This window comes from Streptomyces sp. NPDC005925 (assembly GCF_040638805.1).
GTDB lineage: Bacteria > Actinomycetota > Actinomycetes > Streptomycetales > Streptomycetaceae > Streptomyces.
In genome coordinates, this window is the sequence record NZ_JBEXVL010000006.1 from 18,208 (window position 1) to 31,380 (window position 13,173).

Below are 13,173 nucleotides of genomic sequence, written 5' to 3' on the forward strand. Positions count from 1 at the left end.
CCGTGCGCCTGTTCTGCCTCCCCTACGCCGGCGGCTCCGGCCTGCGCGTCTACCACCCGTGGCAGGCCCTGCTGCCCGACGACATCGACGTGCGGCCGCTGGAACTGCCCGGCCGCGGCAGCCGGATGGCGGAATCGCTGTGCACGTCCGTCGACGCGCTCGTGGACGACCTCGTGCCCACCGTGCTCGCCGCCCTCGACCGCGGCCCCTACGCGCTCTTCGGACACAGCATGGGCGGCCTGCTCGCCTTCGAACTGGCCCGCCGCCTCGAACACGTCCACCGCCGGCCGCCCGCCCACCTGCTGGTGTCCGCCTTCTCCTCGCCCGACCTGCCGGGCGAACCCGACCGCGACTACCTGCTGCCCGACCCCGAGTTCCGCGCGCGTCTGAGCGGCCTCGTCGGCACGCCGCAGGAAATCCTCGACAACGACGACCTCATGGAGATCCTCACCCCGGTGCTGCGCGCCGACTTCACGGTCACCGGCACCTACCGCCTCACCTCACCGTGGCTCACCCTGAGCTGCCCCCTGACGGTCTTCGGAGGACTGGACGACCCCGAAGCACCCCCGCACACCCTGCGTGCCTGGCAGCACCGCACCACCGGGGCCTTCCGGCTCCGGCTGCTGCCCGGCAACCACTTCTTCGTCAACACCGAACGCGCTCTGCTCACCGAGGCGGTCCACACCGCCCTGGTGGCGGACGAGGCGGACGTCGAAAGACGCCGCGGAAGGAGGGCCTGATGCGCCCCTGGCTCTACAACACCCTGTACCGGATGGGCATCGCCCCCTGGGACAACGGCGTACGGCCCCACCTCGTCGACCTCGTGGAGTCCGGGCGCATCAAGCCCGAGAACGGCAACCGCGTCCTCGACCTCGGCTGCGGCACCGGCTCCGAATCCGTCTACCTGGCACGGCAGGGCTTCGACGTCGTCGGCGTCGACTACTCCCGCGTCGCCCTCGAACGCGCCCGCGAGCGCGCCACGAAGGAAGGCCTGGACCGCACCTCCCGGTTCGAGCACGGCGACATCAGCACCTACCCCGTCCCCGGCGTCGCCGGCACCTTCGACGTGATCCTCGACTTCGGCGCCCTGGACGACATGACGGGCGAACCCCGCAAGGGCATGGCGCAGCTCATCCACCGCTACGCCCACCCCGGCACCGTGTTCGTCCTGTGGTGCTTCTACGCCCGCAAGGAGGACGTGCCCCGCTTCAAGTTCGCCGGCGTCTCCCAGATGCACAGCATGCTGGAGCCCGGCGAGGAACAGGACCTGTTCGGCGACGCTTTCCACATCGAGCGCCTCGACTCCCCGGAGCACACCGCGTGCTTCGTCATGACCAAGAAGTGACGGAGACATGACTGACCTGGCCAAGCCGGCCCCGCCGGCCGGCCCACGCGAGCGCACGCTGACCCTGATCGTGGTCTGCTCGGCGCTGTTCCTGTCGCTCCTCGACAGCACGGTCGTCGTCCTCGCCCTGCCGACCGTCGGCCGGGACCTGGGCACCGACCTGACCGGCCTGCAATGGGTCGTCGAGGGGTACGTGTGCGCGTACGCGGCACTGCTGCTGACCGGCGGCTACCTCGGTGACCGCTGGGGCCGGCGGCGGGTCTTCCTCATCGGCATGGGCCTGTTCACCGCGGGCTCCCTGCTGTGCGCGGCGGCCGGGTCGGTGGAGGTCCTGGCCGCCGGGCGCGCCGTGCAGGGCATCGGGGCGGCCGCCGTCACCCCGCAGACCCTGGCCCTGCTCAGCCAGGCGTTCCCGGGCGAAGGCGAACGCGCCAAGGCGCTCAGCACCTGGTCCGCCGTGTCCGGCCTCGCGCTGGTACTGGGTCCGGTGGCGGGCGGCTCGTTCGCCGAGGCCTTCGGCTGGCGCAGCGTGTTCCTGCTCAACGTGCCGGTCGGCCTGTTCGCCCTGGCCGCCGGCCGGCGCCTGCCCGCCCCGCTCCCCGGCCCGCGCCGCCCGCTCGACCGGCTCGGACACATCCTCATCGTGGCCTGCCTGGCGTCGGCCACCTACGGCCTGGTCGAGGGGCCGCGCTCCGGCTGGTCGGCGCCGGACGTGGCCGCCGCGCTGGTGCTGGCCGCCGCGGCGGCGCTCGCGCTGCTCACCAGGGAACGCCGCACCGCCCACCCGGCGCTGCGGCTGGACTTCTTCCGCATCCCGGTCTTCGCCGGCGCCACAGGGGTGATGTTCCTGATGGCCGTCGCCCTCAACGCCGCGTATCTGGTGCTCAGCCTCCTCCTGCAGGTCGTCGAAGGAGTCTCGCCCGCCGAGTCCGGCACGCGGCTGCTGCCCACCATGACGGCCATCGTGATCGGCGCCTTCCTCGCGGGTCGGGCCGGACGGCGCCTGAAACCGTGGCAGCTCGTCGCCACCGGCACGGCACTCGCCGGAGCGTCACTGCTGTTCATCGCCTGCCTCACGGCCGGCCACTCGTACGCGGTGTGGTGGCCCGGAGCGGCACTCATGGGCCTCGGCATGGGCCTGGTGATGTCCCCGAACAACGGGCTGATGATCGGCGGCGTCCGGCCGGAGGACACCGGCCAGGCCGCGGCCATGGGCGGGGCTCTGCAACAGGTCGGCGCGATGCTGGGCATCGCCTCCCTGGGCGCGGTGCTGGGACCGTCCGCGCTGGACGGCCACGCCCTGACCGCGACGGCCGACCTCGGGGCCGGCCTGCGCAACGGCCTGATCCTGGCCGGCGTGTCCTGCCTGCTGGCGACGACGGTGACCGTCCTGCTCACCCGGGCCGGGCGCGAGCGCCCCGCCGCCCCCACGGCACCACCGCCCGAACACGCCGGCAACGCCCCCGGTACCTAGGGGCCTGGCGACCAGGGGATGTCCGGCACCAGTCCGCGGCGGTCCGGAGCCCGGAGCCAGGAGCCCGGCGCACGGGCTCGCCGCGTCGTCGAACCGCCCTGGCGGCTCCGGCACGAGGGCGCTTCTTCTCCGCCTCGCGGCAGCACGCCGGACACCGCTCCTCACCCGCGAACCTGGGCAGACGCCCCCTGGGGGCGGTCGCCGAGCCGTCCCGGCGTCGCGGGACCCGGCACGCGCGTCCGCGGCGTCGCCGCCGACCGCTCCCTCCCGCGCGTGCGGCTGCGCCCGCGCGGGAGGGAGCCGCATCGCGTCGAGTCCCTTTCCGCCGTGCAGCCGCACCCACCGGACCCGCTCGGGCCGTCCCGAAGGGCGCAGCACTGCGCGACCGGACTGATCCGCACCACACCACACCGGCTACGGCTCATCGGTGTAGACACGGGTGACACGACCGCCGATCCGGACGACGATCTCATTGGTGATGGTGCCGAGCCGCCGTACCCAGTCGGCCAGGGTCGGCTCCCCGTCGAGACCCGCCCCGAAGAGCACCACTTCGTCACCGGCCGCCGCCGCGCTGTCGCCCAGGTCCAGCATGAACTGGTCCATGCACACCCGCCCGGCGATCCGGTGCGGGGCCCCCGACACCCACACCGGCACCGCGTTGCCCGCCGCACGCGGCACCCCGTCGGCGTACCCGAGGGGCACCAGCCCCAGCCGGCCGCCGCGCGCGGTGCGGTAGTCGTGCCCGTACGAGACGCCCTGCCCGGCGGGCACCTGCTTCACCTGGGCCAGCCGGGCCCGCAACGACATCGCGGGACGCAGGTCGGCGTCGGTCAGCGGCTCGTCGGGCCACAGCCCGTACACGGCGATGCCGGGACGCACCAGGTCGAAAGCCGCCTCGGGCAGGGCCAGGGTGGCGGCCGAGTTCGCCAGGTGACGTACGGCGCCCCGCACCCCGGCGCGCTCGGCGAACCCGGTGACCTCCCGGAACAGCTCCAGCTGGGCCAGACAGCGCGGGTCGCGCGGGTCGTCCGCCGAGCCCAGATGGGACCACAGCCCGGCCACCTCCAGCGTGCCGTCCGCCGCGCCCTTCAGCGCCGCGTCCACCAGCGCGGGCCACTCGGTGAGCGGGCAGCCGCCGCGCCCCAGACCGGTGTCCGCCTTCAGGTGCACCCGGGCGGGTGAGCCGCCGCGCACCGCCGCCCTCCCGATCTCCTCCAGCAGGGCCACGTCGCTCGCGGACAGGTCGATGCGGTGGGCGAGAGCGGTGGCCCAGTCGGCGCCCGGGCCGTTGAGCCAGCTCAGGACGGGGGCGTCGATACCGGCCGCGCGCAGCCGCAGGGCCTCGTCGATGGTGGCCGTGCCGAGCCAGGTGGCTCCCGCGGCGAGGGCGGCCCGCGCCACCGGCACGGCGCCGTGCCCGTATCCGTCGGCCTTCACCACGGCCATCATCTCGGCCCGCCCCGCGCACCCGCGCAGCAACTGGACGTTGTGGCGGACGGCGGCGAGGCTGATGCGGGCCAGGGAGGCTGGTTCATCGCTCACGCGGGACAACCGTAGGGAAGCCGCCCGGACCCGGGCAGACCCGGCCGTGCGGCCGTTCGCCCTGCCCGATCGGGTATCCGGCGCCCGCCGACCCGGACCACGGCCGACAGACGGCCCGCCGGCTCGAACGACGGACGCCGGGCACACGGACCACGGACTCACGAACGCCCTACGTCGGAACGCCGGGCACGCGGGTGCGGGTGGCCGGCACACGGAAACCTCAGGCGTCCCCCATCACCAGCCCCTCGATGGTGTGCTTCTGCGTCACCGGGATCAGCTCGTCCACCACGGCGCAGTCGAGATGACGGCGCACCCGGTCGGACAGCGTGTCCCAGTAGGCGTGGGTGACCGCCATGTCGTGGCGCTCGCCGTTGGTCGCCTCGGGACCGTCCACACCGAGGACGAGCACCGGACGTGGCCTGCCGGACTCGTTGGCCGTGCCCCGGTGGATGGTCAGGGCCGACCGGGCGGAGATGTCGCCGCGCTGCGGGAACTTGCGGACGGCACGCTCCTGGTAGCGGGGGTAGCGCGAGCGGGGCGGGAACATGCCGTGGTCGAAGTCGGGGCCGTCGTCCCACTGGGTGCCCGGCGCGATCTCGAATGGCCCCATGTCGGGGGTGGTGTCGACGGTCGTCAGATTGAAGGCGAGCGACGTCAGGCGCCGCTCGCGGCGGGTCTCCTCCGGGATGGGGAAGTCCCGGTGCCAGGGCTGGTTGACGGCGCCGGCGAGCGGGACGTCGAAACCCAGCTCCACGACGCGGTAGGCGGGCCCGAGGACCGCGGTGCACACGGACCGCACCCACGGGTGGTCGACGAGCTCGGCGAACCCGCGGATCTGCTCGGGGTGGATCTCCACGTAGTAGCGGTGCGGACCGCGCCCGACCGCGCCCCCCGGCCGCGCCAGCGCCTCCTCGAAAGCGGCGTCGACGTCTGTCCGGAGCCGGTCCGCCCACGGCACGGGGAAGGCGCCGCCGAGCGCGGTGATGCCGTCCTCGTACAGGGCGGACACCTCTGCTGTGACATCGATGTCCAGGTCACTCGGGCTGATCCCCGCGAACACGTGCGAACTCATGAAACGCCCTCCTCCTGGCCCTCGGCTCGTGGCCGTCGACGATGCGGCTCCCATGGTGGCATCGGTGATTGCAACGTTGCAATGGCGCGGTGCAAGATCTCTGGTGCCGCTCCCGGGCGGCGTGCGAAGATGACCGCCGTGAGGAGCCGTCTGAAGGATGTCGCCGCCGTGGCGGGTGTGTCGGTGCGTACGGTGTCCAACGTCGTCAGCGGCTCGGCGGCCGTGGCCGAGGAAACCCGGGCGCGCGTCCAGGCGGCTCTCGACGAACTCGGCTACCGCCCCAACCTCGCCGCCCGCAACCTCCGCGCGGGCCGCACCGGCCTGATCGGCCTGGCGATCCCCGAACTGCACTCGCCGTACTTCTCCGAGCTCGCCGGCCTCCTCGTCGACGCCGCGCAGCAGCGGTCCTGGACCGTCGTCATCGACCAGACCTCCGGCGACCCGGAGGCGGAACGCAGACTCCTGCAGGACGGCGGCGGGCGTCTGGTCGACGGCCTCATCATCAGCCCGTGGTCGGTGAGCCCGGAGGAACTGGCCCTGCACGCCCGCGACGTCCCCGTCGTCCTGCTGGGCGAACAGGACCCGAACGGCGCCGCCGACCGAGTGGCCGTGGACAACGTCCTCGCCGCCGACCAGGCCACCACCCACCTGATCGAGACGGGCTGCCGGCGTATCGCCGCGATCGGCCTCCAGCCCCACCTGCACAACGGCACCGCCCGCCAGCGCCTGGACGGGTACCGCCACGCCCTGCGACGCGCGGGCCTGACCCCCGACCCCGCCCTCGAGAAGGCGGTCACCGCCCTGCACCGTCGCGACGGTGCGAAGGCCATGACCGCCCTCCTGGAATCCGGCACCCGACCGGACGCCGTCTTCGCCTTCAGCGACGAACTCGCCCTGGGCGCGCTGCACGTGGCATGGCAGAGCGGCCTGCGCGTCCCGCACGACCTCGCCGTGGTCGGCTTCGACGACGTCGAGGACGCGCGCTACTCCACCCCGCCCCTGACGACCGTCGTCCCCGACAAACGGCAGATCGCCGAGCGGGCCCTGCAGTGCCTGGTCGACCGCATCCGGGACCCCGCCGCGGACGTACCCGCCCTCGACGTCGTCGTCCCGCACCGCCTGGAGGTCCGCGGCAGCACGCGGCCCGCGGCTACGGACTGACGGCCGCCCGCACCTCCACGGAGAGATCGTTGTCGACCGTGTAGTACGGCCGCACGGCGTCGCCCCCGACCACGGCCACCGGATGCACGAAGACCTCCTTGCGGTCGGCCACGTCGTCCAGCAGCCGCGCGACCCGGACCGGCGCGGTCCCCTCCCCGTCCCGGACCCGCGCGAAGACGTCCCAGACGACACCCCCGCCGGGACTGTCACCGGCCAACTCCGCGTAGTCCACGGTGAAGAGGAACCGACGCCCGTCACCCTCGACCCGTGCCGGCACCTCCCGTGTCAGGCGCGTGACGTCCCGTCGGCGCAGCAGCACACAGGCCGACCCGGAGAGCGAGACACCGTGCAGCCGGGCCCCGACCGTCATCGACCGGTCCGTGGTCTCGATCCGCTCGACCTCCGCGTGGGCGGTGCGCAGCCAGGTCCGCAGCGCGAGATAACCGTCGACGGTGGTGTACGGCACCCGCACGGCCACCGGTGACGGCCAGTCACGGGTGTACCCGTCGACAAGGGCCCGCTGGTCGCGCAGCCCGGGCCGCAGCCGCACCCGCGGAGCTGAGGGGTCCGGCACCAGGAAGACGTCCCACCGCCCCTCCTCCAGCACGGTCCGCGACTCCAGGACTCCGCGCGGCCGGCCCTCGTCCAGGGATGTCAGGTCGACGGCGAGCGTGGTCTCCTCGGGCTGCCCCTTGGCGGGACGCAGCCGCAGCAGCAGCCGGGGAGAACCGCCGGATGCCGCGGTCGCGGGCGCACGCAGGGTGAACACGGTGCGCCCGTCCGCGTCGATGGTGCAGTCGACGCGCGGTGGCGTGCCGGGTACGGCTCCGGAAGCGGTGGTCATCGCTGCCCCTTTCCCAAGGTGCGCAGGACTCCGCCGGCCGCGGTGCGGGCCAGGTCGCGGGCCGCGTGGGTCCGCTGGACGAGGCCGTGGTGCACCCGACCCCGTTCGGGTGGGCCCGGTGGCCGCCCCGTTCGCCGGGCGGACATCGCCGCGTGGACGAGGCGCTCGGCCTGTTCCAGCACGGGCGCGGGAGCGAACCGTGCCGCGTTCCGTACGGCCGCCCGGCCCATACGCCGACGCCGCTCGTCGTCCCGTACGAGCTCCAGCAGCGCGCCGCCCAGGGCGTCACGGTCGCCGACGGGCACCAGCCGGCCGTCGACGCCGTCCTCGATGATCTCGCCGGGCCCGTACCGACAGTCGGTGCTCACCACCGGCAGTCCGCAGCGCATCGCCTCGACGATGGTCATGCCGAACGGCTCGAAGTCGGACGCGGCGGCCCCGATCGATCCCTTCACCCACTCCGCTTCCATGGGGGCGGCGGCGCCCATCAGGAAGACATGGCCGCACAGGCCGAGGCGCTGGATGAGCTGTCGCAGCCGCTCGCGCTCCTCGCCCTTGCCGTAGATGCGCAACTGCCAGTCCGGATGTTCGGCGGCGACCGTGGCGAAGGCCTCGATGAGCAGGTCGTAGCGTTTCACCGGTACGAGCCGCCCCGCCGCGATCACCACCTTGGCGGAGCCGTCCGCGACCGGCAGTACCGGATCGGGAACACTGTTCGGAAGAGCCTCCACGCGGACGCCGGGCAGCCGCATCTTACGGCGGTAGGTGGCGGCGTCCGCCTCCGTGACCGTGGTCAGCACGTCGAGCCCGCGGTACGCCCGGCGCATGGTGGTGCGCAGCCGGGGCGGATGGTTGTCCAGGGTGAGGTGTTCCTGCCCGATGCGGGCGACCCGCTGCGGGGCCTGAAGCGCCAGGTGCACGTTCAGTCCCGGCCGCGTACCGATGACCACGTCGGCGTCGGTGTCGGCGAGGCACGCGGCGATCCGCTCGTCGGTCAGCTCGCTGTACTGGTGGTACCGGTACTCGCCCGCGGGGAACACCCGTGCCGGCCGCCGGCGCAGCGGATGCTCCTTGTCGTGCCGCAGATCCACCAATGGCCGCAGGGACACTCTGGGATCCAGGGCGAAGGCCGGGTCCTCCCGGTGGCGCAGTACGGAGACGATCTCCACGTCGTGCCGCCCGGCCAGAGCCTGTGCCAGGTTGAACGTGGTGGTGATCGTGCCCCCGATCCCGTAGGCGTTGTGCAGAAGGAATGAGATCTTCATGGCGGCCCAGACCTGTCCAACTGCCGCGGGGTTGCCCTTTGTTACTGCTTTGTGGCACGCAGGAGAGGCATTGCCGGGCATTGCCGGAGCCGGGCGGGGTGGTCCGGCGCGGGGCGGGGCGGGACGCGGGGCGCGTCGGACGAGGGGCCGGACCGGGGTCGGGTGACGGCTCCCCAGCCCTCGCCGGAAACCGGGCCGGGTCGGGAGCTGGGGGACTGGCCGGCCTCTCCGTCGGCCCGGGCGACGTGCAGCCGACAGCGGGGCACCGCACCCTGCGGCAGGTGGGCAAGTTCGGGGGGAAACTTCATGCATCAGCGGAGCACCGACGGAAGAAGGGCGACAGTCGAACCGCACGCCGACCCTGCCACGCGCTCAGAGAACCTCGTACGTCAGGTGGGTCGCGTTCGGTGTCGGGGTCACGCTCCGCCGGACCAGCGAACGCGGGGCTCCGCAGGTGAACAGGGGCGTCCCGGAGCCCAGGACGACGGGGGCGAGGTGCAGCGTCAGTATGTCGAGGAGCCCGGCGTCGAGGGCGGAGGAGATCGTGGCGCCGCCGCCCATGAGGACGACGTCGAGGTCCCTGCCGGTGCCGGCCGACGCCGCCTCGGCGCGTTCGCGTGCGGCGGCGGCGGCGTCGGGCAGACCGGTCGTGACGAATGTCCAGTCGAGATCGGCCAACCGCACCGACTGCGGCCGGGAGCCGGTCACGACCACGAACGGTGGCCTGCCGACCTCGCCGGCGCCGTAGCCGGACGTGTCGTCCCAGCCGTGCGGCCCGTCGACCACGTCGAAGAGGCGGCGGCCGAGGATGACGGCGCCCGAGCGGGTGGTCGCCTCGCGCAGGACACGGCGGTCCCCGGGGTCCGCGGAGAACGCCCAGGTGTGCAGGGCCTCGCCTCCGGTGCCCAGTCCGTTGTCCGGTCCGGGGCCCGGCCCGGTGACGAAGCCGTCGAGGGAGACCGAGATGTCGGCGATGATGCGCGTCATACCCGTGCAGACTCGATCCGCCGCCCGAACTCACCGGTCCCTCAGGAAGACGACCACCGGCGGGGGCTTGCAGGGGCCCTGACACAGGCAGCCCGGCATACCGAGAGACACGCCGACCGTGCGCCCGGCGGTGCTTCCGCGCGCCGGAGCCGCAGCGGAGCGTTCCGCTGCGCGAGCCGGGACCTTCGGGATGCGGGGTCCGCGGCGCGCGGTTCTGCCGTACGGGCCGGGTCCCTCGGGGCCGGGGCCCACGGTGCGGCGCCGGACCGCTCGGGCCCTTCAGGGAGCCGTCGCCGGAATCACCGCCCCGTCCCGGGCGTGCCCCCGTCCCGGGCGTGTCCCTGTCCCGGGCGTGCGTCCGCGTCAGATGCGTCCGCCGGTGAGCCGCGTGATCGGCCCCTGCGTGTGGAGTGCCGAACGCCGGCCCACGGCGTACGAGGCGGCCGTCACGGCGGTGAGGCCGACGCCGACACCCGCGGTGACGATCTTGCGGTTGGCGACGACCGTCCAGGCGGTCCTGGCCGTGGAGGCGACCTGACCCGAAGCTGTGACGAGCGCCTTGCGGCCCGCTTCCACGCCCCTGGCGGCGGTCTGCGCGGCACCGGAGGCCGTGTCGACGGCCCGCTGCGCGCCGGACCTGACGTCCGACGCGGCGTCACCGGCCGTGTCGGACGCGCCCTTGGCGGCGCGTGACGCGGGGGCGCCGGCCTTGCCGGCGGCGCGCCGCGCCTTGGTCTGCGTCGTCGCGTTGTTCGCCTGTCGATTGGTGCTCTTGTTCTGTTCAGTCATGGAGACCGGCTTGCCACAGAGCGCCGTGCCAAACACGTGAGGCACTGTCACCCGCGCCGGGCGCGGGGGAGCAGGGCTGCCGAACCGTCGTGACCGCCGACGACCGGAGACCGGCACCGGGCCGCTCGGCCCTCCGCCAAACCGCCGGCACCGTGAAGATCGAGCGAGGAGATCGTCACAGTTCTCGCGCGGGCGGTGGTTCGGACGTCAACCAACATGATCACCTGGGCCTTTGCGTGCCGGTTGGCTCTGACATGGGCGGACCGTGTGGAGATGTGTCCGGGCGCCCATCCGGGGGCCGCACGCAGGGATTGATCTGACCGCGACAAGTGGTGAGTCTTCTCAGCAGCCGCCGCGCAGCACTGCGCCGGAGGCCAATCCCCCCACATCACGAGGAGACCCCTCTCCATGACGACGCATCACAGGCGTGTCGGCACACGGAAACTCACCACCGCGATACTCGCGGTGACGGCCACGGCCGCGACCGCCCTCATCGGGGTGGCGCAGGCCCAGGCCGACGAACCCGCCCAGGGCACGGTGTACGGCCTGAACGCCGAAGGGGCCGTCGCCGGCAGCTACATCGTGGTCCTCGACGAGGAGACGACGGCCGGAGAGCAGAAGGACCTGGCCCAGCAGTACGGCGGCAGGCTCAGCCGGTCCTACGGGGCCGCTGTCGAAGGCTTCGCCGCGAGCAGCCTGACCCAGGCCGAGGCGAAGCGCCTCGCGGCCGACCCCGCCGTCAGCACCGTGGTGGCCAACCGCACCCTCCACGCGACGGCCACCCAGGACAACCCGCCCTCCTGGGGCCTGGACCGCATCGACCAGGCGGACACGGCCGGCGACAGCACGTACACCTACCCCGACAAGGCCGGGGAGGGTGTCACCGCCTACGTCATCGACACCGGCGTACGCATCACCCACCAGGACTTCGAGGGCCGGGCCACGCACGGCTTCGACGCCATCGACAACGACGACACCGCCGACGACGGCAACGGGCACGGCACGCACGTCGCCGCCACCATCGCCGGCGCCGAGCACGGCGTCGCCAAGAAGGCGAACGTCGTCGCCGTCCGGGTCCTGGACGACAGCGGCTCCGGAACCACCGAGCAGGTCATCGCCGGCATCGACTGGGTCACCCAGAACCACAAGGGCCCCTCGGTGGCCAACATGAGCCTCGGCGGAGGCGCCGACCCCGCGCTCGACGCGGCCGTCACCAAGGCCATCGCCTCGGGCGTCACCTTCGCCGTCGCGGCCGGCAACGAGTCCGCCGACGCCGGGCAGGGCTCGCCCGCGCGGGTGCCGGAGGCCATCACCGTCGCCTCCAGCACCAAGGACGACGCCCAGTCCGACTTCTCCAACTTCGGCCAGATCGTCGACATCTACGCACCCGGCTCCGACATCACCTCGGCCTGGAACGACAGCGACACCGGCACGAAGACCATCTCCGGCACCTCGATGGCCTCCCCCCACGTGGCCGGTGCCGCCGCCGTGTACCTGGCCGGTCACCCCGACGCCGCTCCGGCCGACGTGGCGAAGGCGCTCACCGACGGCGCCACCGCCGACAAGATCGGCAACCCCGGCTCCGGCACGCCGAACAAGCTGCTGAAGGTCACCGAGTAGCAACACGCGGCCGTAGGGCCGCGAGGGCAGTGGGCCACGGGGCCGCAGGGGAAACGATCCCTCTGCGGCTCCGTCGCCGTACCGGGCACACGGCCGACGGGCGAGTGCCGGCGTCAGGTGCAAGGCTGAGGCGAAAGAGGACCTGCGAAAGGACATCGCGGTGATCACCACTGACTTCGCCCCCGGTTCCCCCTGCTGGCTCGACCTCGGTTCCCCCGACGTCGGGGCCGCCGCCTCCTTCTACGGAACGGTCCTGGGCTGGGACTACGAGTCCATGGGGGACGGGGAGGACATGGAAGGCGGGATGTTCCGGAAGGACGGCAAGATCGTCGCCGGGCTCGGCAAGCTCACCGAGGAGGGCGCCCGGCCCGCCTGGATGATCTACTACAGCGTCGCCGACGCGGATGCCACGACCCGGGCCGTGGAGGGCGCCGGCGGCACCGTGCGGGTGCCCCCGATGGACGTCGAGAAGTGGGGCCGGATGGCGCAGTACAGTGACCCGCTCGGGGGACAGTTCGCCGTCTGGCAGCCGGGCACCACCAAGGGCGTCGACCTGGTGGACGAGCCCGGTTCGCTGTCCTGGACCGAGCTGTACACGACCGACGTGGCAGCCGCGAAGGAGTTCTACGGCAGCGTCCTCGGCTGGCGGTTCGGCGACATGACCCTGCCGGGCGGCGGGGGCACGTACACCCTCATCACCCCGGCCGGGCTCCCGGAGGAGCGGATGCACGGCGGCCTGATGCAACTCGGCGAGCAGGACCTCATGCTGACGGGCGGGCGGCCCTACTGGCACCCGGTCTTCGCCGTCACCGACTGCGACGAGGCCGCCGCCAAGGTCACGGCGAACGGCGGCAGCGTGCAGATGGGCCCGCAGGACGCGGAGGGCGTGGGCCGCCTGGCCGTCTGCCTCGACCCGGCGCACGCGGACTTCGTGGCACTCGCGCCGGCCCGGACCTGAATTCCCCGGCACCTCCGTCACCCGGCACGGCGACGCGCTGCCGGGGAAGGGCTGCGGGCCCGGCCGGGCGCCCCTCGGCGTGTCATGACGGGCCGGGGACCGGGCCCGGGGCGGGC

12 protein-coding genes are annotated in these 13,173 nt (G+C 73.3%); 6 read left to right on the forward strand and 6 right to left on the reverse strand.

Features of this window, described 5'->3' with window-relative positions:
• Nucleotides 1-2: 2 nt before the first annotated feature.
• Genes ABZ354_RS10315 through ABZ354_RS10325 form a run of 3 tightly spaced genes read left to right on the forward strand, consistent with a single transcriptional unit; the run spans nucleotide 3 to nucleotide 2,819 of the window.
• The gene (locus ABZ354_RS10315; RefSeq protein ID WP_358655012.1) at nucleotides 3-740 is read left to right on the forward strand and encodes an alpha/beta fold hydrolase; all 738 of its coding nucleotides are present in this window, start codon (nucleotides 3-5) and stop codon (nucleotides 738-740) included.
• Entirely contained in the window at nucleotides 740-1,345 is a 606-nt protein-coding gene (locus ABZ354_RS10320; protein ID WP_358655014.1) for a class I SAM-dependent methyltransferase, read from the forward strand. Before ABZ354_RS10315 ends, ABZ354_RS10320 begins: the two co-directional genes overlap by 1 nt.
• A gap of 7 nt (nucleotides 1,346-1,352) precedes the next feature.
• Nucleotides 1,353-2,819, forward strand: a complete 1,467-nt coding sequence (locus ABZ354_RS10325; protein WP_358655016.1) for an MFS transporter — start codon at nucleotides 1,353-1,355, stop codon at nucleotides 2,817-2,819.
• A gap of 414 nt (nucleotides 2,820-3,233) precedes the next feature.
• Here ABZ354_RS10325 and alr read toward each other — a convergent pair whose 3' ends face one another.
• Nucleotides 3,234-4,361: an alanine racemase gene (gene alr, locus ABZ354_RS10330; protein ID WP_358655018.1), complete on the reverse strand. Its 1,128-nt coding sequence runs from the start codon at nucleotides 4,359-4,361 to the stop codon at nucleotides 3,234-3,236.
• A gap of 220 nt (nucleotides 4,362-4,581) precedes the next feature.
• Complete coding sequence (locus ABZ354_RS10335) at nucleotides 4,582-5,433, reverse strand: phytanoyl-CoA dioxygenase family protein (protein ID WP_358655020.1); 852 nt, start codon at nucleotides 5,431-5,433, stop codon at nucleotides 4,582-4,584.
• A 138-nt stretch (nucleotides 5,434-5,571) separates the two neighbouring features.
• On the opposite strand from ABZ354_RS10335, the gene ABZ354_RS10340 reads away from it, so the two are divergent.
• Entirely contained in the window at nucleotides 5,572-6,594 is a 1,023-nt protein-coding gene (locus ABZ354_RS10340; protein WP_358655022.1) for a LacI family DNA-binding transcriptional regulator, read from the forward strand.
• On the opposite strand, the gene ABZ354_RS10345 is transcribed toward ABZ354_RS10340, so the two are convergent.
• The 4 genes from ABZ354_RS10345 to ABZ354_RS10360 form a co-directional block, all read right to left on the reverse strand.
• Nucleotides 6,584-7,438 carry a transferase gene (locus ABZ354_RS10345; protein ID WP_358655023.1) on the reverse strand — a complete coding sequence of 285 codons (855 nt, stop codon included), beginning with the start codon at nucleotides 7,436-7,438 and terminating at the stop codon, nucleotides 6,584-6,586. The two genes, ABZ354_RS10340 and ABZ354_RS10345, sit on opposite strands and share 11 nt — an antisense overlap.
• Complete coding sequence (locus ABZ354_RS10350) at nucleotides 7,435-8,703, reverse strand: glycosyltransferase family 4 protein (RefSeq protein ID WP_358655025.1); 1,269 nt, start codon at nucleotides 8,701-8,703, stop codon at nucleotides 7,435-7,437. The genes ABZ354_RS10345 and ABZ354_RS10350 overlap by 4 nt, the downstream gene beginning before the upstream one ends.
• A 372-nt stretch (nucleotides 8,704-9,075) precedes the next feature.
• A complete protein-coding gene (locus tag ABZ354_RS10355; RefSeq protein WP_358655027.1) occupies nucleotides 9,076-9,690 on the reverse strand; it encodes a dihydrofolate reductase family protein in 615 nt (204 codons plus the stop codon).
• 363 nt (nucleotides 9,691-10,053) lie between these two features.
• On the reverse strand, nucleotides 10,054-10,479 hold the full coding sequence (locus tag ABZ354_RS10360) for a hypothetical protein (protein WP_358655029.1): 426 nt from the start codon (nucleotides 10,477-10,479) through the stop codon (nucleotides 10,054-10,056).
• Nucleotides 10,480-10,887: 408 nt separating this feature from the next.
• On the opposite strand from ABZ354_RS10360, the gene ABZ354_RS10365 reads away from it, so the two are divergent.
• Together ABZ354_RS10365 and ABZ354_RS10370 are read left to right on the forward strand one after the other, a co-directional pair.
• Nucleotides 10,888-12,099, forward strand: a complete 1,212-nt coding sequence (locus ABZ354_RS10365; protein ID WP_358655030.1) for a S8 family peptidase — start codon at nucleotides 10,888-10,890, stop codon at nucleotides 12,097-12,099.
• Nucleotides 12,100-12,259: 160 nt separating this feature from the next.
• On the forward strand, nucleotides 12,260-13,057 hold the full coding sequence (locus tag ABZ354_RS10370) for a VOC family protein (protein ID WP_358655032.1): 798 nt from the start codon (nucleotides 12,260-12,262) through the stop codon (nucleotides 13,055-13,057).
• Nucleotides 13,058-13,173: the final 116 nt, after the last annotated feature.